This is a genomic window from Mesorhizobium sp. YM1C-6-2 (genome assembly GCF_003666685.1).
Lineage (GTDB): Bacteria > Pseudomonadota > Alphaproteobacteria > Rhizobiales > Rhizobiaceae > Mesorhizobium_K.
Genome location: NZ_RCIZ01000002.1, coordinates 297,262 through 319,515, shown reverse-complemented (window position 1 = coordinate 319,515; position 22,254 = coordinate 297,262). Strand labels below are relative to the sequence as shown.

Genomic DNA, 22,254 nt, shown 5'->3' with positions numbered 1-22,254 from the left:
CGTCCGGAATTGCGCAAAAAATAATAGAGCGGTTCCGCGATTCGGAGAACACGGAAACGCTCTAGCGTCGCGATTGCCGGTACTCCGGCAGCCGCGAGCGCCTGTCCGGCCTACTCCTCCGAGCGGCCCGTACCGGTGCGATTGCGGTCGTATCGCTTCAGCGGAAACGGCGGCAGCCAGGATTCCCGGCGTATCGTCCAGCCCTCATAGGTGGGCATAAGCTGGTCGGGAGTGTCGAGCGACCCAAGATGCACTTCGATCTCGTCCCCGCTGCGCGCGAAAACGGACGAGCCGCAACGCGGACAGAAGAACCGCCCGGCATAGTCGCGTGTCTCGCCCTCGATCGTCACCGCATCCTCGGGGAACACCGCGGCGGCGTAGAAAAGAGCGCCATGATGCTTGCGGCAGTCGAGACAATGGCAGAGGCCGACCCGGTACGGGCGTCCCGACGCCACGATTCGAACGTCGCCGCACAGGCAACCGCCGGTGAATCGGTCCATGCTGCATCTCCTTCAAGATCACTCGGGCGCGATGTTACGACGAACGGCGCCGTTCATCATGGTCAAATCCGCCCACCCAGCCCGGACCGGTTTTGGCCACCTGTCGCGCGCGGTGACCAAACATCCTGCGGCCTCAAATTTTTTATTGATTGTGACGGCGCGAATCTCTATATGCGCGCTTGCCCAAAGTCGCACGTGCCTGTGGGCGTCCCCCGATCCTCGAAATGGCGAGGTAATCGGGACGGTACCCGGGGAGTAACGAACCCGGTCGGATGAGCGGCCAACCGCATATCCGAGGACGTCTTGAAGCAACGACGGTGCGGGCCTTTCTGGTGTCACCCGGTTGTCCAAAAACCGGGGTTACTGAAGAGGCACACCCTCATTGCCGGCAGTGCGGAACGGGTCTCCCAATCCAAGCCAAGGCAGACAAAGCGAGCAGGAGCCGGGCAAGGCTTCAGCTCACCGCCGCGAGACGGCTTTTCATGGTTCCGGTGTCTCCACCGGCTGGTTCCATGGATGACTGTCCCGCCTTTGTTTGACCGCATGCCGCGTGGCCCGAGTGCCCGCGCGCATGAGCATGCTTGCGCGCGAAAGCGCGAATGGAGAGACCGATGGCAACCCAGCGCATCCTCGACTTCCTCGCCACCCGACGTCCGGACGGACCGTGCCTCGTCGTCGACCTCGACGTCGTGCGCGAGAATTTCCGCGCCTTCGAGAAGGCTCTCCCCGATTCCAAGATCTATTACGCGGTGAAAGCGAACCCTGCGCCCGAGATCCTGCGCCTGCTCGCTTCGATGGGCTCCTCCTTCGACACCGCGTCCGTTGCCGAAGTTGAGATGGCGCTTGATGCGGGGGCAACCGCAGACCGTATCTCCTTCGGCAACACAATCAAGAAGGAGCGGGACATCGCCCGTGCCTTCTCGCTCGGCATCCGTCTCTTCGCCGTCGACTGCGTCGAGGAGGTGGAGAAGGTCGCACGCGTTGCTCCGGGCAGCCGCGTGTTCTGCCGCGTGCTGACCGACGGCGAAGGCGCCGAGTGGCCGCTGTCGCGCAAGTTCGGCTGCGTGCCGGCGATGGCCGTCGACGTCCTGCGCCATGCCAGGGCGCTCGGCCTCGACCCCTATGGCGTCTCCTTCCATGTCGGCTCGCAGCAGTGCGACCTGACCGCCTGGGACCGCGCGCTCGGCGACGCCAAGCGCGTCTTCGCGACGCTTGCCGAGGAAGGCATCGTCCTGAAGATGGTCAACATGGGCGGCGGCTTCCCGACCCGCTACCTGAAGGACGTGCCGGCCGCCCAGGCCTACGGCCAGGCGATCTTCGGCGCGCTGCGCAAGCATTTCGGCAACCGCATCCCGGAGACCATCATCGAGCCCGGCCGCGGCATGGTCGGCAACGCCGGCGTCATCAAGTCGGAAGTCGTCCTCATCTCCAAGAAGGCCGACAACGACAATGTGCGCTGGGTCTATCTCGACATCGGCAAGTTCGGCGGCCTCGCCGAGACGATGGATGAGGCGATCCGCTATCCGATCGTGACCCCGCGCGACGGCGCCGAGGTTGCACCCTGCGTGCTCGCCGGCCCGACCTGCGATTCCGCCGACGTGCTCTACGAGAAGGCGCCCTACCCGCTGCCGCTGACGCTCACCATCGGCGACGAGGTGCTGATCGAGGGGACGGGCGCCTACACGACGACCTACTCGGCTGTCGCCTTCAACGGCTTCGAGCCGCTGCGATCCTACGTGATCTGAGGCGTCGGGCATCGTCCCGAAGACCGGAAACCGGTTTTCGGGGTGATCATGCCCGGCGGACCCTCAGATCACTTCGGAAGCCTGCGGTTTTCGCGGGCTTCCGGTCCTTGTGAACAAATTCTGCTGCTCGCACAGGATTGGACAGATGCAAACCGCTGAAATCGTTGAAAAAGTTCCCGTGTCATTCGCCATCTCGGCGGAAATCGACCAACAGTCGCCGGCCGTCGCGGCAGCGCGCGAAGCGCTGCTTGGCCGCGCCATGGGCTTGAACTGGAAGAGAAAAACGTCGCAGAAGCTGCGCCGCGGCCGGCGGCCCTCCGAGGGCCTGGCCTTCGTCGCGCGCAGCGAGGACGGAAATCTCGCCGGTACGGTCCGCCTGTGGGACGTCGCAACCGGCGACGGCCGCCCTGCCCTGCTGCTCGGCCCGCTTGCGGTCGACCCCCATCTGAAGAGCGCCGGCATCGGCAAGGCCTTGATGCTGCACGCGATTTCGGAGGCGAAGCGCCTCGGCCACAAGGCGATCCTGCTGATCGGCGACGCCGGCTATTACGGCCGTTTCGGCTTCTCGGCCGAGAAGACGGGCGCGCTTTCCATGCCCGGCCCCTACGAGCGCCACCGCTTCCTGGCGCTGGAGCTCGTGCCCGGTGCACTCGACGACGCCGCCGGCACGCTGAAGGCCACCGGCCGCAAGTCAAAGGCCGCACGCGTCGCCGCAGCGGCCTGAAAAGCCTTTTCCTGCAATGGCTTGAGAGCGCTCAGCCGATCAGCTGGCTGAGCGCCATGGCGACCGACATGTCGCCCTCGATCTTGATCTTTCCGGTCATGAAGGCGGTCGTCGGGTTGAGCTCGCCCGAGATCATGTCCTCGAGGTCGGACAGCGACAGCTTGATCGTGCAGTCGGTTTCCTGGTCGGCGGTCGAGATCGTCGCGCCGTCGATCACGATCACTCCGTCCTGCCCGGTGTCGAACTTCACCGAGCGCTCGAAGCCCGCGCTCTCCACTTTCGGCTTGATCTGGTCCACGATCGCTTGGACGCCCATCGAAAATCTCCTCGTGTTTCCGTGCCGGTGCGGGCCGCGTCGCGGCCCTGAGGCTTGCAGGGAAGATAGCCGGAAAGCGCGCCGCCTCAAGCCCGGCAGGGCGTTACCATGGGTGAGGCGGCCGGGCACGTCAATGCGACTTCGCAGGCGGCTCCTTGAAGCCCTTCGCCATTTCCCGCGCGGTCGAACCCGACTGCATCCTGCGGCGGATCGTGTTGTCGCGGATCTCCTCCTTGGACAGGAAGTCGACCTGCTCGACCAGCACTTCGTGGATCAGGTCCTCGCCGATCTTCTCGTTGATCTTCTTGCGGATTCCGTCCCGGAACGCGTCGAGGTCGAGCGTTTCGTGGCTGGCGAAATCGAGTTCCGGATTTCCGTAGATGTAGGAATAGACCTGGTCGACGATCAGCGCATCGGCCGGCACCGAGAGCCTCGCCGCCTTCTCCGGCTCGACCGTGTAGACCAGGCGCGTCAGGAAATAGCCGTTGATCCGCCCCTCATGCAGCACCGGGACCGAAACGATGTCGGTCTTGATGTAGTCGAGCCCGCCGAGCAGAGGCGGCGGCGCCGGCGCGTCCATCCTGGCCGAGGCGCTCTGGAAGGAATAGAACACCGCGCCGATGGTCACGGCGCAGATCCAGATCGCGGCCGCGATGAACTTGATCACCGCCCGTACCCGAATTCGCCGGCCGAATAGGTGCCGTCGTTCTCGGCATGCTGGATGACGTTCTGCATCAGCGTCGCCACCTCGTTGACGGCGGAAAGATGGGCGCGGATCGCCGCCTCGTTGTCGGCGAGCTTGTTGCGCAGCCGGATCAGGCCGTCGCGGTGCTCGGCCGGCACGTTGCCTTCGCGGGCTCCCTTCAGGGCGCGGGTGAGCTCGTAGAGATAACGGCTCTTCCTCGCGTTCGATGCCTTGATGTCGAAGTCGATGTCGGTGCGGATCGCCGCCGTTTCTTCCGAGATCGCCTCCTCGATGCGCCCGATGAGCGCGCCGAGATTGATCGCCGGCACGGTCTGCTCGATGCCAGGACGGAGGGCGAGACTCTGGCCCGGGTTCTGGATTTCAGGCGTGTAAAAGGACATCGGCTCTATCCGTTCGTGAACTGAACTTCGTCATTGGCAGGCATGGCTGCCGCTTCGGTCAGCAGCTCGGACAATGAGTGCTGCATGCGGTCGAGGACGGCTGGTGCTATCCGCGACGGATCGTGGATTTCCCGTCCGGCGTCGACCGGGCCGCTGGCCGTTTCTGTAGCGGCTGCCGGCTTTGCGTCGGCTGTGTAGCGTGCGCTGAGCAGGCGGTCGGCGATGCCTATGCCGCCGCGCTCCGCCACGACGGTCGCCACCTTCTCGGCGAGCATGGACTTCCACATGTCGCCCGCCATGCCCTTGCCGTAGACGGCCGCACCGTCCTTCGGCAACATGTTCTGGATGAAGGTCTGCAGCACCATTGCCTCGAAACGCCGGAACGTCTCCGGCGTGGCGGTCGGGCCGGCTGCGGGCGTTGTTGCGGTTTCCGCCTTGGCTTCGGCGCTGAACGTGGCATTCGCCGCGGCGTCCGACCGGCGCGCGATCTCGGCGCGCGCGGCCGCGATGTCGGGCAGCGCGGGCGAGCGCATGACGTCCAGTGCTACAGTGTTCGGCGCAGAGATGGGCAAGATGCCGTTCCCGTTTCCTCGATGCCGATCATGAACCGGCAAGCTTGTGGCAGCCTTACTTGGCAGCCTTGCTGCTCAGGCGCTGGCCGATGATCTCCAACCTTTCGCGGTCGCCGCGCTCCCGCTCGTCGGCGGCGCGCGCTTCCCGATAGTTCCGCTCGACCATGTTGGTGCGCGCCGTCGCGGTCGCGACCTTCGCCGCCTCGCCGGTCGCCAGCCTCGTGTTCGTCTCCTCACGCGACAAGGCCTGGCCGATGCGGCGGTTGTAGACTTCGGGAAAGAGGCCCGACAGGGAATCGTCGGCGTTGAAACGGTCGACGATCTCGGCCGCCTCCTCCTTCGCCGCGAGGGCTCCGGCGACGAAGCCGGCATGGCGAAGCTCGTGCATGGCCTTGAGCTGCTCCTGCAGCGTGAGAAGTTTCTTCAGCCGCTTCACCCGATCGGTCAAAGCTCACCTCCCGATGGTGATGTCGACGAAACCGTCGGCGAACAGGCTGAGCATGGTGCCGATGGCGAAGTAGAAGATGATGAGGCCCGCCGCGATGACGAAGGGCAGCGAGATGAAATAGACGGGGATCTGCGGGACGAGCTTGTTGACGAAGCCGATCGTCAGATTGACCAGCAGCGAATAGGCGACGAAGGGGCTGCCGAGCCTCAGCACGACGAGAAAGCTTTCCGACAGCGTGTCGGTGACGTCGATCAGGGCCGACTGCGGATTGAAGAGCACGTCGAGCGGCGCGATCTGATAGGAGGCGACGAGCGCGCGGATGATCTCGTGGTGGAAGTCGAAGATGAAAAGCAGGAGCAGCGCGGAAAAGGAGATGATGGCGCCGAGCGCCGCCTGGGGCTCGCCGTCCTCGATGCCGGGGCCGCTCATGCCGCCATATCCGACCAGCATGGCGATCGCCGCGCCTATGAATTGCAGGGCGAGGATATAGAGCCGCGCCAGGAGCCCGATCAGCACCCCGATCAGAAGCTCGGAGACGATGCGCGGCACCAGCACGCCGGGCCGGCGGTCGACATAGGGATAGATCTGGTCCCACAGGAGAACGAGCAGGCCGCCGGTGGCGGCGAGCGCGACGAACAGGCGGATCTGCATCGGCACCCGCACCGAGGACAGGCCGGGCATCACCAGGAAGCAGGCGCCGATACGGCAGAAGGCGAGGAACGCGGCGATGACCGCGCCTTCGACCGTCGCGGTCACGAAATGGTCCCGAGGATGCGCAACTCGACGCCCTTGGCGATCTCGACATGGGAGAGCACCGGCAGCGTCGGGAACAGGCGCTCGATGATCATGCGCACATAGGGCCGTGCGTCGGGCGCGGTGACCATCACGAAACGCTCGCCGGCGTCGAGCTGCGCGCGGATGGCCTTGGAAGCGTCCTGCCCGAATTCCTCAAGCTGGCGCGGATCGATGTCGAACTCGCGCACCTCGCCCTTGGCGTCGCGCTTCAGCGCCTGGTGGAAGGCGAGATCCCAGCGGTTGCCGAGGCGCAGCACCTTGAGCACGCCGCCCTCGGAAAGGTCGCCGCAGATCTGCTGCGCCATGCGGATGCGCACATGCTCGACGATCTGCTCGGTGCGGCGGACATGCGGCGCGATCTCGGCGATCGCCTCGATGATGAGGTGGAGGTTGCGGATCGAGACGCGCTCGGCAAGCAGCAGCTTCAGCACCGCCTGCAGGCCGGGATAGGTGATGTGCGAGGTGCAGATCTCGTCGGCGAGCTTCTTGTATTCCGGGTCCTGCCGGTCGAGCAGCGCCTTCATGTCCTTGTAGGACAGAAGCTGCGGCAGGTTGTTGCGGATCACCTCGGAGAGGTGAGTCAGGAGCACCGACATGTTGTCGGCGAAAGTGTACTGCTCGCGCTTCAGATCCTCCGAGAACATCTCCGGCACCGACCAGGCGCGCATGCCGAAGGCGGGCTCGCGGACTTCCTCACCGGGAATCTCTGGCGCCGGACGATTGCCGAGCAGCACCATGATCTCGCCGACGCGCATGGCATGCTCGGCGACGACGGTGCCGTGGACCTTGATCTGGTAGCTCTTTGAGGGAATCGCGAAATCGTCGGTCAGCTTCACCTCAGGCACGACGAAACCGTATTGCTGGGCGAATTTCTTGCGCATCTTCGACATGCGGAAGGCGAGTTCCTGATGCGCGACGATGAGCTTGGTCGAGAGCTGCTTGCCGATGAGGAGTTCGATCTCGGCGGTGGCGAGCGAAGCCTTGACCGAGTTCTTCTCCTCGTCGGCCTTGGCGGCGGCTTCCTGGTCCTTCTTCGCTTCTACCGCTGCCGTGCGGCGGTTCTGCTGCAGCGGCACGATGTAGGCCAGCGCAGCCATCGCGCCGGCGAGCGCCACGAAGGGAAACATCGGCAGGCCGGGCATCAGCGACAGCAGGAGGAGCAGCAGGGCGGCGACATAGAGCGCGCGCGGATAGGCGCCGAGCTGGCCGAACACCGCCTTCTCTGCGGAGCCGCGCGTGCCGCCCTTGGAAACGAGCAGGCCTGCGGCGAGCGAGACGATGAGCGCCGGGATCTGCGTGACGAGGCCATCGCCGACCGACAGTTTTATGAAGACGTCGGAAGCATGCGCGAGGTCCATGCCGTGGCGGAAATAGCCGATGATGATGCCGCCGACGATGTTGATGAAGGTGATGATGAGGCCGGCGATGGCGTCGCCGCGCACGAATTTCGAGGCGCCGTCCATCGAGCCGAAGAACGAGCTTTCCTCTTCCAGTTCGCGGCGGCGAAGCTGCGCCGTCTTGTCGTCGATGACGCCGGCGGAGAGATCGGCGTCGATCGACATCTGCTTGCCGGGGATGGCGTCGAGGGTGAAGCGCGCGCCCACCTCCGCGATGCGCGTCGCGCCCTTGGTGATGACGATGAAGTTCACGATGATCAGGATCATGAACACGATCAGGCCGATGACGAAGTCGCCCGACATCACCAGGTTCGAGAAGCCGGAGATCACATAGCCGGCGGCGTGCGTGCCCTCGTTACCGTGCGACAGGATCATGCGCGTCGTCGCGATGTTGAGCGAAAGCCTGAGCATCGTGGCGATGAGCAGGATCGTCGGGAAGGACGAGAAGTCGAGCGGCCGCGCGATCCACAGCGCCACCATCAGGATGAGCACCGAGAGCGCGATCGAGAAGGCGAGGCCGACGTCGATCAGGAAGGCCGGGATCGGCAGGAACAGCACCGCCAGGATAACGACGATGCCGAGCGCGAAGAAGACGTCGCGGCCGTTCCTGGCTGCCGGTTCGGTGCCGACTGTCTCCGTGATCGCCATGTCTCAGTCCAATCGCAAACGGCCCGCGCAGGCGCAGGTGCGATCAGGCTAGACGCCCAAGCTTGCGTGAAGGCTGCGGGCGGACCTGCTCATGCGAAACCCTCCTGTCTCCAGGTATGCGTGGCCATCGCCACGCCCTGCTTTCGCAGTCTGGCCATTGTGGGAGGCGGCGCATGGCTGCGACGTCTTCTAAGTAATCTAGTTGACGCGCAGCCATGCGCCGCCGGCGTTTTTCCCGGTGCCGTGCCCGGCCCATCCCCTTCCGATAGGCTGGAGGAGCGGGCGCGCAGGCCAGCATCGGGACCGGAGCCGCCCGTGTGACCAACACGGGACGCGATCCAGCGCCACACTTGCCTGGATGCCGGTCGTGCACACCCGTTCCCACAAGCAAGCTGCTGACGACGAGTATGAGGGAGGTTTTGGGGGCGTGGAAAACGCAGGAAGATATTCCTGACAACTCCTGACAGACCCCAAGACGTAAGTCATCCCAGGGCGCGAAGCGGAACCCGGAATGACGGAGCGGTCAGGAACGCCGAAGCCGGACAGGTTCGTGCTGCCCCTCACCTGCCTGCCGGCATCCTCTCCCCGTAAACAGAGAGAGGAAAGAGGTCGCTTAGGCCGGCAGGACGGTCGACCCCATCAGCGCTTCGTCGATGGCGCGGGCGGCCTGGCGGCCTTCGCGGATCGCCCAGACGACAAGCGACTGGCCCCGGCGCACGTCGCCCGCCGCCCAGAGCCTGTCGACGCTGGTGCGGTAGTCGCGGTCGTTGGCGGCGACGTTGAGCGAGCGGCGGCTGTCAGTGACGAGCTTCATCTGGCCGTCGAGCTCCTTGGTCACGCCACCCGATATCGGACCGGCGAAGCCGATGGCGATGAAGGCGAGGTCGGCGCGGATGACGAATTCGGTGCCGGCGATCGGCTTGCGCCCATCGTCGACTTCGCAGCACTTGACACCGGTGAGTTGCCCCTCTTCGCCGATGAATTCGAGCGTCGCCACCTGGAACTCCCGCTCCGCGCCTTCGGCCTGGCTGGACGAGGTCCGCATCTTGGTCGCCCAATAGGGCCAGACGGCGAGCTTGTTCTCCTTCTCCGGCGGCTGTGGGCGGATGTCGAGCTGGGTGACGCGTACGGCCCCCTGGCGGAAGGCGGTGCCGACGCAGTCCGACGCCGTGTCGCCGCCGCCGACCACCACGACATGCATGCCGCCGGCGAGGATCGGCTTCTCCGGCCAGGCGGTCGACTGGATGTCCTCGCCGCCGACGCGCTTGTTCTGCTGCACGAGATAGGGCATCGCATCGTGCACGCCGTCGAGATCGTCGCCAGGGATGCCGGCCGCGCGCGGCGTCTCGGAGCCGCCGCAATAGAGCACCGCGTCATATTCCGCGAGAAGCTCGGTCACAGGTTTGTCGACGCCGACATTGACGCCGCAGAAGAAGGTGACGCCCTCGCCTTCCATCTGCTTCACGCGGGCGTCGATGTAGCGCTTCTCCATCTTGAAGTCAGGGATGCCGAAGCGCATCAGCCCACCGGGCTTGGTCTCGCGTTCGTAGACATGCACGTCGTGGCCGGCGCGGCCGAGCTGCTGCGCGGCGGCCATGCCCGCCGGACCCGAGCCGATGATCGCCACGCGCCTGCCGGTCTTGCTCTGCGCCGGATGCGGCCGGATGTAGCCGGTCTCATAGGCCTTGTCGGCGATCGCCTGTTCCACCGTCTTGATGGCGACGGGGATGTCCTCAAGGTTCAGCGTGCAGGCTTCCTCGCAGGGCGCGGGACAGATGCGGCCGGTCCATTCCGGGAAATTGTTGGTCGAGTGGAGGTTGCGGATCGCAGCGTCCCAGTCGCCATTGTAGACGAGGTCGTTCCAGTCCGGGATCTGGTTGTGGACCGGGCAACCCGTCGGGCCGTGGCAGAACGGAATGCCGCAGTCCATGCAGCGGGCGGCCTGTTTCTCGACCTCCTTGTCCGACATCGGCAGCGTGAATTCCTTAAAATGCCGGATGCGGTCGGAGGCCGGCTGGTACTTGTGCACCTGCCGGTCGATTTCAAGAAAACCTGTTACCTTGCCCATGGCTCATCTCGGATCAGCGTTCGACCGGGACCTTCATCGGCAACCCACGGTCCTGCGTACATTGATTGGGAGCCGGAGACTGGCTCCGGCATTCAAGGCCACACGCAGCGGCCCGTCAATCAGCGCGGACGCGCTCCGGGTTTTCGTGATGGGGGCACCCCCATCGTGAAGATCGCCAGCCTGATCATTCCGCCGCGACGCCCATGCGCATGCGGGCCATCTCTTCCAGCGCGCGCTTGTACTCGACCGGCATGACCTTCCTGAACTTCGGCCGATAGTCGGCCCAATTGTCGAGGATCGCCTTGCCCTTGGTCGAGCCGGTGAAATGCACGTGGTTGGAGATGAGCTGGTAGAGCCGCTCCTCGTCATGGCTGGTCATGTCGCCCGACACGTCGACACGGCCCTTGTGGTCGATGTCGCCGCCATGGTGGTGGAACTTCTCGAGCAGGTAGTCCTCTTCCGGCACCGGCTCCAGCTCGACCATCGCCATGTTGCAGCGCTGCGCGAAGTCGCCGGCTTCGTCGAGCACATAGGCGACGCCGCCCGACATGCCCGCCGCGAAGTTGCGGCCGGTCTTGCCGAGCACGACGACGATGCCGCCCGTCATGTATTCGCAGCCATGGTCGCCGACGCCCTCGACGACGACCGCAGCGCCTGAGTTACGCACGGCGAAGCGCTCGCCGGCAACGCCGCGGAAATAGCACTCGCCTTCGGTCGCGCCGTAGAGCACCGTGTTGCCGACGATGATCGACTCCTCCGCGACGATCTTCGATTCTTCCGGCGGGCGGATGACGATGCGGCCGCCCGAAAGGCCCTTGCCGACATAGTCGTTGCCGTCGCCGATCAGTTCGAAGGAGACGCCGCGCGCCAGGAACGCGCCGAAGGACTGTCCGGCGGTGCCGGTCAGCTTCACGGAGATGGTGTCGTCGCGCAGGCCCTTGTGCCGGAAGCGCTTGACCACCTCGCCCGACAGCATGGCGCCGGCGGAGCGGTCGACGTTGCGGATCGGCAGCGCGATCTCAACCGGCTGGCGCGCTTCGAGCGCCGGCTTCGCCTGCTCGATCAGCGTGCGGTCGAGCACGTCGTCGATCGGGTGCTTCTGCCGCTCGGTCCAGTGGGTCGCCTCGCGCGGCGCGTCCGGCTTGTGGAAGATACGCGTGAAGTCGAGCCCGCGCGCCTTCCAGTGGTCGATCATGCCGCGCTTTTCGACAAGATCGGTGTCGCCGACGATCTCGTCGATGTGGCGGAAGCCCATCGCGGCGAGCAGCTCGCGCACCTCGTCGGCCACGTAGAAGAAGTAGTTGATGACATGCTCGGGCGTGCCCTTGAAGCGCTTGCGCAGGACAGGATCCTGCGTCGCCACGCCGACCGGGCAGGTGTTGAGATGGCACTTGCGCATCATGATGCAGCCGGCCGCGATCAGCGGCGCGGTCGAGAAGCCGAACTCGTCGGCGCCGAGCAGCGCGCCGATGACGACGTCGCGGCCGGTCCTGAGGCCACCGTCGACCTGCAGTGCAACGCGCGACCGCAAGCCGTTCAGCACCAGCGTCTGATGCGTCTCGGCGAGGCCCATCTCCCAAGGGCTGCCGGCATGCTTCAGCGAGGTCAGCGGCGAGGCGCCGGTGCCGCCGTCATAGCCGGAGATGGTGATGTGGTCGGCGCGCGCCTTGGCAACGCCCGCCGCGACCGTGCCGACGCCGACTTCCGACACCAGCTTGACCGACACGTCCGCCGCCGGATTGACGTTCTTCAGGTCGTAGATGAGCTGCGCCAGATCCTCGATCGAATAGATGTCGTGGTGCGGCGGCGGCGAGATGAGGCCGACGCCAGGCGTCGAGTGGCGCGTCTTGGCGATGGTCGCGTCGACCTTGTGGCCGGGTAGCTGGCCGCCCTCGCCGGGCTTGGCGCCCTGCGCGACCTTGATCTGCATGACGTCGGAGTTGACCAGATATTCGGTCGTCACGCCGAAGCGGCCGGACGCGATCTGCTTGATGGCAGAGCGCTCGGGGTTGGCGCCGCCGCCCGGCAGCGGCAGATAGCGGTCCGGCTCCTCGCCGCCCTCGCCGGTGTTCGACTTGCCGCCGATCTGGTTCATGGCGCGCGCCAGCGTGGTGTGCGCCTCCCTGCTGATCGAGCCGAACGACATCGCCCCGGTGGAGAAGCGCTTGACGATGTCGGCTGCCGGCATCACCTCGTCGAGCGGAACGGGCTTGCGGCCGGTCTCCTCGGCGAGCTTGATCCTGAACAGGCCGCGGATCGTCTGGGCGCGCGCCGCCTCGCTGTCGATCTGGGCGGAAAACTCCTTGAAGGTCTCCCACGAGCCCTTGCGCACCGCGTGCTGCAGCGTGGCGACGGAATCCGGCGACCACATATGCGACTCGCCGCGCATGCGGAAGAGATATTCGCCGCCGACCTCGAGCGCGTTCCGGAGCACCGGATCGTCGCCGAACGCGTCGGTGTGGCGGCGGACGGTCTCGGCCGAGACCTCCTCCAGCCCGACGCCTTCGATCTGGGTGGCGGTGCCGGTGAAGTACTTGTCGACGAAGTCCGACTTCAGCCCGACTGCGTCGAATATCTGCGCGCCGCAATAGGACTGGTAGGTCGAAATGCCCATCTTGGACATCACCTTGAGGATGCCCTTGCCGATCGACTTGATGTAGCGATGGACGACCTCTTCGGCGTCGACCTCCTCCGGCAGCTCGCCACGCTTGTGCATGTCGGTGAGCGTGTCGAAGGCGAGGTAGGGATTGATCGCCTCGGCGCCGTAGCCGGCAAGGCACGCGAAATGATGGATCTCGCGCGGCTCCCCGGACTCGACCACCAGTCCGACCGAGGTGCGCAGGCCCTTGCGGATCAGGTGATGATGCACGGCAGCCGTCGCCAGCAGCGTCGGTATGTCGATACGGTCGGGCCCGATCTGGCGATCGGAGAGGATGATGATGTTGTAGCCGCCGGCGACTGCAGCCTCGGCGCGCTCGCACAGACGCTCGATCGCCGCCTCCATGCCGGCGGCGCCCTCGGTCACCGAATAGGTGATGTCGATGGTCTTGGTGTCGAAGCGGTCCTCGGTGTGGCCGATCGAACGGATCTTCTCGAGATCGGCATTGGTCAGGACCGGCTGGCGCACCTCCAGCCGCTTGCGGCGCGACGAGCCGACGAGGTCGAAGATGTTGGGCCTCGGACCGATGAAGGAGACGAGGCTCATCACCAGCTCCTCGCGGATCGGGTCGATCGGCGGGTTGGTGACCTGCGCGAAGTTCTGCTTGAAATAGCTGTAGAGCAGCTTGGGCTTGTCGGACATCGCCGCGATCGGCGTGTCGGTGCCCATCGAGCCGACCGCCTCCTGGCCCGTCGTCGCCATCGGCGACATCAGGAGCTTGGTGTCCTCCTGCGTGTAGCCGAAGGCCTGCTGGCGATCGAGCAGCGAGACGTCCTTGCGCAGCGCGCGCGGCTCGACCGGCTTCAGGTCTTCGAGGATGAGCTGCGTGTTGGCCAGCCACTGCTTGTAGGGATGGCGGGTGGCAATCTCGTGCTTGATCTCCTCGTCGGAGATGATGCGGCCCTCAACAAGGTCGATGAGCAGCATGCGTCCCGGCTGCAGCCGCCACTTGGTGACGATCTTCTCCTCGGGCACCGGCAGCGCGCCGGCCTCGGAGGCGAGGATGACGCGGTCGTCGTCGGTGACGATGTAGCGCGCCGGCCTCAACCCATTGCGGTCGAGCGTGGCGCCGATCTGGCGGCCGTCGGTGAAGACCAGCGCAGCCGGGCCGTCCCACGGCTCCATCAGCGCGGCATGGTATTCGTAGAAGGCCTTGCGCTCGGCATCCATGGTCTTGTTGCCGGCCCATGCTTCGGGGACCAGCATCATCATGGCATGCGCCAGCGTGTAGCCGCCCTGGAACAGGAACTCGAGCGCGTTGTCGAAGCAGGCGGTGTCCGACTGCCCCTCATAAGAGATCGGCCAGAGCTTGGAGATGTTGTTGCCGAACAGCTCCGAATCGACAGAGGCCTGGCGCGCCGCCATCCAGTTGTTGTTGCCGCGCACCGTGTTGATCTCGCCGTTGTGCGCGACCATGCGGTAGGGATGCGCGAGCTTCCACGATGGGAAGGTGTTGGTCGAGAAGCGCTGATGGACGAGGATCAACGCCGTCTCGAAACGCGGATCGGTGAGATCCCTGTAGTAGGCGCCGACCTGATAGGCGAGGAACATGCCCTTGTAGACGATGGTGCGCGCCGACAGCGACACGCAATAGGCGCCGCTGTCCTTGTTGTTGTTCTCGGCATAGATGCGGCCGGAAATGACCTTGCGCAGCAGATAGAGCCGCGCCTCGTATTCCTCGTCATCGTCGATCTCGGCCGGGCGGCCGATGAAGACCTGGCGGTGGAACGGTTCTGCGGCGGCTATCTCCGGCGCCTTGGAAAGCAGGGAATTGTCGACCGGAACGTCGCGGAAGCCGATGAGCGGCAGGCCCTCGGACTGCGCCGACTCGGCGATGATCTCATTGATATGCTCGCGAAGCGCTTCGTCCTGCGGCATGAACCAGTGGCCGACACCGTAATGTCCGGCAGGCGGCAGTTCGATGCCACGGCTCGCCATCTCTTCGCGGAAGAAGCGGTCGGGGATCTGCACCAGCACGCCGGCCCCGTCGCCCATCAGCGGATCGGCGCCGACCGCCCCGCGATGAGTGAGGTTCTCGAGCATGAACAGCCCGTCCTCGACGATTTTGTGCGATTTGATGCCCTTCATCTGGGCGATGAAGCCTACGCCGCAGGCATCGTGCTCGTTCTTCGGGTCGTAGAGACCCTGGGCGTCCGGCAGGCCACTTTTGTTGACAGACTTGCCATTGGTCTGCGCGGTCGTGTTTTCCGCTGTTGCAGATGGCATGAAGTCCGTCATCATCATAACCTCCGTGCGTCCTTCTAGAGGGCTGCCGTGCGTTCTTGCGACGCGCATGGCCGGCAGGGGCGTCAAGCATACGCCAAACCGGCCGGCAATGCGCAGATAAATAAGACAGTAATGCTGTCCTAAATTTTTTATCGCAGAAACCGGCGGCCCTGACAAGACCGATTCACAAAAAAATCGGAGCATCTGTGAAAGAAAATTGCGCGAGAGCGGCGCGGCACACAATCTAAGGTCGTCCGCATCGGGCAATCGCCGGGCGTGACGCAACGAATTTCTGGACTGGCTGCCCTTGAAGTTGCCGTGAAAAAGCAGTCAGGTCGCACCGCTTCAAAAACCCTCGGAATGGATCACGTGATTTTCGCATCGGACAATTGGGCGGGCGCGCACCCGAAGATCGCCGCCGGCCTCTCGGCTCATGCATCGGGCTTCGCGCCGGCCTATGGCAACGGTTCGCTGGACGCGAAAGTGCAGGCGACATTTTCGGAGATCTTCGAGCGCGAGGCGGCGGTCTTCTTCGTCGGCACCGGCACCGCGGCGAACTCGCTGTCGCTGGTTTCGGCGAACAAGCCGGGCGGCCTCTCCTTCTGCCACCGCGAATCGCATGTCATGGACGACGAATGCGGCGCGCCAGAATATTTCATGGGCGGCTCGCGGCTCTTCGCAGTCGACGGTGCGCTCGGCCGCATCGATCCCGAAAAGCTCTCGCAGGCCGTCGGGCGTTTCGCCGTCGACAATGTGCATGCCGGCCGGCCGGCTGCCATCACGATCACCCAGGCGACCGAAATCGGCACCGTCTATTCCCTCGACCAGATCCGGGCGATCTCGGCCATCGCCAAGAAGCACGCGCTGCCGCTCCACATGGACGGCGCCCGCTTCGCCAATGCGCTGGTCGCGCTCGAGACGACGCCGGCCGAGATGACCTGGAAGAGCGGCGTCGACATCATCTCCTTCGGCGGCACCAAGAACGGCTGCTGGTGCGCCGAGGCCGTCGTCATGTTCGACCCCGACCGCGCCAGGGAATTCACCTTCATCCGCAAGCGCGCCGCACAGCTCTTCTCGAAATCGCGCTTCATCGCCGCGCAGTTCGACGCCTATTTCCAGGACGGGCTGTGGCTGGAAACGGCGCGTCACGCCAACGCCATGTCGGCGCGGCTCGCAGGACACATCCGCGCCTCGAAGACGATGCGCCTCGCCTGGGAGCCTGAGGCCAACGAGGTCTTCGCCATCCTGCCGGTGAAGACGGCGGAGGCACTGCAGGAGAAAGGCGCCCGCTTCTACGACTGGCACACGCCCGCCGCTTTCAGCGGCGGCATCCAGCCCGGCGAAAAGCTCTGGCGCTTCGTCACCAGCTTCGCGACCACGACGGATGAAGTCGACCGGTTCGGCGAGCTGATCGGCTAAACAAAAAGCGGCGCCTTTCGGCGCCGCTTCCGTCTCGGGAGGAGACTCTAAGGTCAGGCAGCGGCTTTCGCCTCGATCTGCTTGGCTTTGCCGCCATTGGCGATCTCGATCTTGCGCGGCTTCAGCTCCTCGGGAACCGAGCGCTTCAGATCGATGTGGAGCAGGCCATTCTTCAGCTCGGCGCCCAGCACCTCGACATGGTCGGCAAGCTGAAAGCGGCGCTCGAAAGAACGGGCGGCGATGCCGCGATAGAGCACCTCGGAGCCTTCGCCATTGGCCTCGTCCTTGCGCTCGCCCTTCACGGACAGAACGTTGCGGTGGGCCTCGATCGCGATCTCCTTCTCCGAGAAGCCGGCGACGGCCATGGAGATGCGGTAGGCGTCCTCGCCGGTACGCTCGATGTTGTAGGGCGGATAGGTCTGGCCGCTGTCAGGCTGCGCGAGCGAGTCGAGCATCGTGAAGAGGCGGTCGAAGCCTACGGTCGAGCGATAGAGCGGGGAAAAATCGACATGACGCATGGGGTGTTCTCCTGTTGAGCAACATGGTTTGCGTTTGGCCCTTCGGCAGAACCCATTCTGGCGTTCCGACCGGACCAGCGGCCCCGGATACGGCGGCCGCAGAGGTCATTTGGGAAGGCAAAAACGGCATTTCAAGGCTTCCTGCCGACGGTTTTGGAGCGGGAATCCGATGAACCGAAGATGAACCGCCGCTTCGGGCAACGTTCAGGACATCCGGCCTAGTCTCATCCCAACGACGCGATGCGAAAGCCGCACCGCGATCAGTTCGAGCCGGGTGTAACGTCCCTTCCCCCGGATCGACCGAGGCCGGAGGATCGCGCAGGCGGTCTTCCGGCCTTGTCTTTCAGACCGGTTGGGACGGTGGCTTGCTTTCTCCCGTCCCGCTTTCTATCACCTGACAGCGCGCCAGATCGGCCACGGCGCCGACCCACCGACGCGAAAGCGCCTCATGACGGACATCTTCCACGAGATTCCCAGCAATCCCCTGCCGGAGAAGGCGAGCGGAGGTTATTTCGCCGGCTTCGACGGGAAGAAGCTGCGCTACGGGCGCTTTCCGGCCGTGGCGCGTCCGCTGAAGGGCACAGTCATCGTGCTCCCCGGCCGCAACGAATCCATCGAGAAATATTTCGAGACTGCGCGCAACCTGTCGGAGCGCGGCTTCACCACCGCCATTCTCGACTGGCGCGGCCAGGGCGGCTCGGAGCGGCTACTGCGCGATCCGCAGCGCGGTCATGTCAGGGACTTCGGCGACTATGTGAAGGATCTCGACCGCTTCTTCGAAGAGGTCGTGCTGCCGGACTGTCGCGGTCCCTATTACATACTCGCCCATTCGACCGGCTCGCTGATCGCGCTGCTCGCCACGCCCTCACTGGTCAACCGGGTCAGGCGCATGGTGCTGGCCGCGCCCTTCTTCACCTATACCGGCTTCCCGCTCACCATGTCCGCGATCGGCCGCATTGCCGGCGTGCTCTACTGGCTGGGGCTGGGGCGCATGTACGGCGCCTGGGGACCGCGTCCCAGGCGCTCGCCGCCCTTCGCCACCAACAAGCTGACCACCGACATCGGTCGCTATCGCCGCAACATGGAGCTTTACGAGAAACATCCCAAGCTCGGGCTGGGCGGCCCGACGGTCGCATGGATCCGCGCTGCCTGCAGGGCGGTCGACATCGTGCAGGACCCGGAGTTCATGCAGCGGATCAACATTCCCGTCATGTTCGTCGGCGCCGGCAATGACGAGATCGTCTCCACCCGCGCCATCGCCGACTACGCCAGGCGCCTGCGCGGCGGGCAGATCCTCACCATCGCCGGGGCCCGCCACGAGCTGCTGCAGGAGGCCGATATCTTCCGCGAGCAGCTGCTTGCCGCCTTCGACGCCTTCATCCCCGGCAACGACGAGGGGATCTAAGGCAACCGCTGAAGTACTGAGGCGGTCGAGCACCTCAAGTGCCGGAGGAGGTATCACGAGCGCTGCATGCATTTTTTGCTTGCAAATCCTGCATGCATGCATATATTGCAAGCATGAACAGCAGGCAGAAGAAGACCCTTGCAGCCGTGTTCACCGACCCCGTATCGGGATCCATTGCTTGGGCCGATATCGAAAGCCTGTTGGTCGCGGTCGGATGCGAAGTGATCGAGGGAAGCGGTTCCCGCGTCCGGTTCAACTTCAAAGGCCAGATCGCCAGTTTTCACAGACCGCACCCGGCCAAGGAAGCGAAGCGCTATCAGGTCAGGGACGCCCGTGCGTTTCTCGCACAGATAGGAGTGGAGCCATGAAGGCGCTCTCGTACAAGGGGTATTCGGCCCGGATCGAATTCGACGGCGACGATGAAATTTTCGTCGGCCGGATCGCTGGAATACAAGATGTAGTCGGCTTTCACGCAGACACGGTCACTGATCTGAAGGCTGCCTTCCATGAGGCGGTCAACGACTACATCGAGACCTGCAAGAAAGTTGGCAAGGCCCCGCAGAAGAGTCTGAGCGGCAACCTTATGCTTCGCGTCAGTCCAGAGGTCCATTCCAAAGCTGCGATAGCGGCTGAACTGGCCGGCAAGAGCCTGAATGAATGGGGGCAGGAAGCCATCGCCCATGCTCTCGAGAAAGCTTCCGCCTGAGATGCAAACCCGTTCCCGGATATCCGGGGTCCGACGCAGTTCTACCCCAGAATTCGCGTGCAATTCTCGGCAACAGGGCTTGTCGCTTTTCCTCGAGTAGCTTTAGCCGGCAGGATCGTCCCGGCCGGCATGCAGCACGGCCATCGCGGCGGCATGAAGCTCGGGCGTCGCCGCGGCGATGATGCCGCCGCCCTCCTCCGCCGCCCCGCCGCTCCATTCCGTGACGATACCGCCGGCCGCCTCGATGATCGGGATCAGGGCGACGATGTCGTATGGCTGCAGGCCGACCTCGACGACGAGGTCGACATTGCCGGCGGCGAGCATGACATAGGCGTAGCAATCGGTGCCGTAGCGCGGCAGCCGCACCGCCTTCTCCAGCCGGTCATAGGCGGTGCGCCTGTCGCCCTGGAACAGCGCCGGCGTCGTCGTGCAGAGCGTCGCCTCGGCGAGCGAGGTCGTCTTGCGCGTCGACAGGCGCTGCGGTTTGGCCCGGCCGTGCGGGCCTTCGTACCAGGCTTCGCCACCGGTCGCGTAGAACAGCTCGCCGATAAAGGGCTGCGCCATCATCCCGGCGACGGCGTCACCCTTTTCCGTCAGGCCGACGAGCGTGCCCCAGAGCGGGATACCGGAAATGAAGGAGCGCGTACCGTCAATCGGGTCGATCACCCAGACATGGTCGCTCGTCATGTTCTCAGAGCCGAATTCCTCACCGAGGATGCCGTGACCGGGATGCTCCGCGCGGATCAAGGCGCGGATCGCCTGCTCGGCCTCGCGGTCCGCCTCGGTCACCGGGTCGAAGCCGCCCTGCTGCTTGTTCAATATGTCGCCGTAGCGGCGGAAGCGCGGCAATGCCTGCTCTCCCGCGGCGGCCGCTATGCGCCGGAAGAACTCGACCGAAATTTCCAAAGAACGCCTCCTGATGCCCGATCCCTGAAGCCGCGCCGGTCCGCAATCGAGGGCCGCGCCACTTCCAGAGAACCCTTCTATCCCAGCGCCGTTTCGATTTCGACGTCACCGAACGCGATACGGCGCCCGACAAAATTGCGCCTCTCCCCGGGCAAAACTGATGCAAAAATACAACTAGTATGCTCTTTCGCGCCGTTTTTCCCTATATGTAGGCCAAAAGCCCTTCAGAAATTGTTGACATTTGTGCATCGCACAATACCCTGCGAGTCGGACAGGTGTCCTGTCCATGCCCTCCTTGGGCGTTTCCTCCCTAGACTTCGACCGCGTCGGCGACGATGCGGTCTTTTTTTAGCGCCGCTGTTCCATCGGTCAGATTCGATCGGCGGGCTCGATGGCTGCCGGCGCTACTCGGCGGCGAGCGGACGGTCCAGCGGGCCATCCAGGAAATTGTGGTCGGGCATCGCCATCAGTTCGGCCGACAGGCGCGCCAGGTCGTCGGCCAGCGCATCGAAGCCCGACGACTTCTGCAGCGTCCGCTCGTTCATGTAGAGGCCGCGGTTGATCTCGATCTGCAGCGCGTGCAGTCCGCGCGCCGGCCGTCCGTAATGCTCGGTGATGAAGCCGCCCGCATAGGGCTTGTTGTGGGCGACCGTGTAACCCATCGAGATGAGCAGCGCGATCGCGGCCTCGGTGAGCGTCCGCGTGGCGGAAGCTCCGAACCGGTCGCCGATGATGAAGTCGGGCCGCATCCCGTTGTCGCCGACGCGGATGCTCGCCGGCATCGAATGACAGTCGATCAGCACCGCGTAGCCGAAGCGGGAATGGGTGCGGGTGAGCAGACGCTTCAGCGCGTCGTGATAGGGCTTGTAGACCGAATCGATGCGGGCCACGGCCTCGGCGAGCGGCAGGCGGCCGGGATAGATGTCGAGCCCCTCGCCGACCAGCTTGGGAACGGTGCCGAGACCGCCCGCCACCCGCGCCGAGCGGATGTTGGCGAAGGACGGCACCGGCTCGACGAACATCCTGGGGTCGAGCTCCCACGGCTCGCGGTTCACGTCGAGATAGGCGCGCGGGAAATTGGCGGCCAGCATCGGCGCGCCGAGCGGCACCGCCGCCCCGAACAGCTCGTCGACGAAACAATCCTCCGAGCGGCGGATCGCCATGCGGTCGAGCTTGGTCAGCGACAGGAAGCGCTCGGGATAGTGTTTGCCGCTGTGCGGAGAATTGAAGACGAACGGGACGCGCTGCTCGGCGCTCTCGCGGATCTCGAAGGGCGGCACGGCCGAGAAGTCGTCGGCCGGCGTCATGGCCATGCGCTCTGGAACAACATGCGTCGAAATTGACATCTGCAGGCCCCCCTGTCCAGCACAGCCGCGCCGGCCGTCATCGACCGGGCCGGCAACATTCACTTGATGTTTACCCTCCAGGCTTCATATACATCATGGTTAACGGGCCGGCTTGGGAACGGCTCCGTGGGCGATTCGGACGGGATAGGAATGGCACGCATACTGCTTGCGGAAGACGACGACGACATGCGTCGGTTTCTGGTCAAGGCGCTCGAACGCGCCGGTTACGACGTCAGCGATTTCGACAATGGCGCGAGCGCCTATGAGCGGCTGCGCGAGGAGCCCTTCTCGCTGCTGCTCACCGACATCGTCATGCCGGAGATGGACGGCATCGAGCTCGCCCGCCGCGCCACCGAGATCGACCCCGACCTCAAGGTGATGTTCATCACCGGCTTCGCGGCGGTGGCGCTGAACCCGGACTCGAAGGCGCCCAAGGACGCCAAGATCCTGTCGAAGCCCTTCCATCTGCGCGATCTCGTCAACGAGGTCGAGAAGATGCTGCAGGCCGCCTGACAAGCAGGATTTTTCGCCGCAGGGGACATGCATCGAGGCCGTCAAACCGCTATTGACGCGCCGGATCAAAAGTGGTGTATGCGCTCCGGTCGGATGGGCGTGTAGCTCAGCGGGAGAGCACTACGTTGACATCGTAGGGGTCACAGGTTCAATCCCTGTCACGCCCACCATCCAAATAGCTGATTTCGTTAGACAAATCGGCTTCGTCGAGCTTCCAAAGACTGTTGAATTCGCTGCTGGTCCCACTCTGGCTCCAG

Annotated in this window: 20 protein-coding genes and 1 tRNA gene; 8 read left to right on the top strand and 13 right to left on the bottom strand. The window is 64.7% G+C overall.

All coding sequences use genetic code 11. The annotated features are described in order from the left end of the window. Nucleotides 1-110: 110 nt before the first annotated feature. Nucleotides 111-500, bottom strand: a complete 390-nt coding sequence (locus D8676_RS06430) for a GFA family protein (protein ID WP_121580021.1) — start codon at nt 498-500, stop codon at nt 111-113. Nucleotides 501-1,111: 611 nt separating this feature from the next. Between D8676_RS06430 and odc2 the strand changes: the two genes are divergently transcribed. Next, nucleotides 1,112-2,245: an ornithine/lysine decarboxylase gene (odc2, locus tag D8676_RS06425; RefSeq protein WP_121580020.1), complete on the top strand. Its 1,134-nt coding sequence runs from the start codon at nt 1,112-1,114 to the stop codon at nt 2,243-2,245. A 145-nt stretch (nt 2,246-2,390) separates the two neighbouring features. Next, the gene (locus D8676_RS06420) at nt 2,391-2,969 is read left to right on the top strand and encodes an N-acetyltransferase (RefSeq protein WP_121580019.1); all 579 of its coding nucleotides are present in this window, start codon (nt 2,391-2,393) and stop codon (nt 2,967-2,969) included. Nucleotides 2,970-3,000: 31 nt separating this feature from the next. Here D8676_RS06420 and D8676_RS06415 read toward each other — a convergent pair whose 3' ends face one another. The 9 genes from D8676_RS06415 to gltB form a co-directional block, all read right to left on the bottom strand. After that, the gene (locus tag D8676_RS06415; RefSeq protein WP_121580018.1) at nt 3,001-3,285 is read right to left on the bottom strand and encodes an SCP2 sterol-binding domain-containing protein; all 285 of its coding nucleotides are present in this window, start codon (nt 3,283-3,285) and stop codon (nt 3,001-3,003) included. Between the two features lie 130 nt (nt 3,286-3,415). Continuing rightward, nucleotides 3,416-3,952, bottom strand: coding sequence for a hypothetical protein (locus tag D8676_RS06410; RefSeq protein WP_121580017.1), 537 nt, complete (start codon nt 3,950-3,952; stop codon nt 3,416-3,418). Next, entirely contained in the window at nt 3,949-4,371 is a 423-nt protein-coding gene (locus tag D8676_RS06405; protein WP_183097000.1) for a hypothetical protein, read from the bottom strand. The genes D8676_RS06410 and D8676_RS06405 overlap by 4 nt, the downstream gene beginning before the upstream one ends. A gap of 5 nt (nt 4,372-4,376) precedes the next feature. Then, nucleotides 4,377-4,943, bottom strand: a complete 567-nt coding sequence (locus D8676_RS06400) for a rod-binding protein (RefSeq protein WP_147448162.1) — start codon at nt 4,941-4,943, stop codon at nt 4,377-4,379. A 55-nt stretch (nt 4,944-4,998) separates the two neighbouring features. Further along, on the bottom strand, nt 4,999-5,391 hold the full coding sequence (locus D8676_RS06395; protein ID WP_121580015.1) for a hypothetical protein: 393 nt from the start codon (nt 5,389-5,391) through the stop codon (nt 4,999-5,001). Between the two features lie 3 nt (nt 5,392-5,394). After that, nucleotides 5,395-6,147, bottom strand: coding sequence for a flagellar biosynthetic protein FliR (fliR, locus tag D8676_RS06390; RefSeq protein WP_121580014.1), 753 nt, complete (start codon nt 6,145-6,147; stop codon nt 5,395-5,397). Beyond that, on the bottom strand, nt 6,144-8,231 hold the full coding sequence (flhA, locus tag D8676_RS06385) for a flagellar biosynthesis protein FlhA (RefSeq protein ID WP_121580013.1): 2,088 nt from the start codon (nt 8,229-8,231) through the stop codon (nt 6,144-6,146). The genes fliR and flhA overlap by 4 nt, the downstream gene beginning before the upstream one ends. Nucleotides 8,232-8,844: 613 nt before the next feature. Then, a complete protein-coding gene (locus tag D8676_RS06380; protein WP_121580012.1) occupies nt 8,845-10,299 on the bottom strand; it encodes a glutamate synthase subunit beta in 1,455 nt (484 codons plus the stop codon). A 184-nt stretch (nt 10,300-10,483) separates the two neighbouring features. Beyond that, nucleotides 10,484-15,184 carry a glutamate synthase large subunit gene (gltB, locus tag D8676_RS06375; RefSeq protein WP_245426636.1) on the bottom strand — a complete coding sequence of 1,567 codons (4,701 nt, stop codon included), beginning with the start codon at nt 15,182-15,184 and terminating at the stop codon, nt 10,484-10,486. Nucleotides 15,185-15,553: 369 nt separating this feature from the next. Between gltB and D8676_RS06370 the strand changes: the two genes are divergently transcribed. Then, nucleotides 15,554-16,603 (top strand): low specificity L-threonine aldolase, encoded by a 1,050-nt coding sequence (locus tag D8676_RS06370; protein ID WP_121580444.1) that lies wholly within the window; start codon nt 15,554-15,556, stop codon nt 16,601-16,603. Between the two features lie 53 nt (nt 16,604-16,656). On the opposite strand, the gene D8676_RS06365 is transcribed toward D8676_RS06370, so the two are convergent. Continuing rightward, the gene (locus D8676_RS06365; protein WP_121580010.1) at nt 16,657-17,121 is read right to left on the bottom strand and encodes an Hsp20 family protein; all 465 of its coding nucleotides are present in this window, start codon (nt 17,119-17,121) and stop codon (nt 16,657-16,659) included. Between the two features lie 448 nt (nt 17,122-17,569). On the opposite strand from D8676_RS06365, the gene D8676_RS06360 reads away from it, so the two are divergent. From D8676_RS06360 to D8676_RS06350, 3 genes are all read left to right on the top strand, one after another. Next, nucleotides 17,570-18,526, top strand: coding sequence for an alpha/beta hydrolase (locus D8676_RS06360; RefSeq protein WP_121580009.1), 957 nt, complete (start codon nt 17,570-17,572; stop codon nt 18,524-18,526). 113 nt (nt 18,527-18,639) lie between these two features. Beyond that, entirely contained in the window at nt 18,640-18,894 is a 255-nt protein-coding gene (locus D8676_RS06355; protein ID WP_121580443.1) for a type II toxin-antitoxin system HicA family toxin, read from the top strand. After that, the gene (locus D8676_RS06350) at nt 18,891-19,232 is read left to right on the top strand and encodes a type II toxin-antitoxin system HicB family antitoxin (protein WP_121580008.1); all 342 of its coding nucleotides are present in this window, start codon (nt 18,891-18,893) and stop codon (nt 19,230-19,232) included. Before D8676_RS06355 ends, D8676_RS06350 begins: the two co-directional genes overlap by 4 nt. Nucleotides 19,233-19,334: 102 nt before the next feature. Here D8676_RS06350 and hisN read toward each other — a convergent pair whose 3' ends face one another. Further along, nucleotides 19,335-20,138 (bottom strand): histidinol-phosphatase, encoded by an 804-nt coding sequence (gene hisN, locus D8676_RS06345; protein WP_121580007.1) that lies wholly within the window; start codon nt 20,136-20,138, stop codon nt 19,335-19,337. A gap of 404 nt (nt 20,139-20,542) precedes the next feature. Next, entirely contained in the window at nt 20,543-21,484 is a 942-nt protein-coding gene (locus D8676_RS06340; protein WP_121580442.1) for an N-formylglutamate amidohydrolase, read from the bottom strand. A 150-nt stretch (nt 21,485-21,634) separates the two neighbouring features. On the opposite strand from D8676_RS06340, the gene D8676_RS06335 reads away from it, so the two are divergent. Next, a complete protein-coding gene (locus D8676_RS06335; protein WP_121580006.1) occupies nt 21,635-21,997 on the top strand; it encodes a response regulator in 363 nt (120 codons plus the stop codon). A gap of 95 nt (nt 21,998-22,092) precedes the next feature. Continuing rightward, nucleotides 22,093-22,167: transfer RNA gene (locus D8676_RS06330), tRNA-Val, on the top strand. Nucleotides 22,168-22,254: the final 87 nt, after the last annotated feature.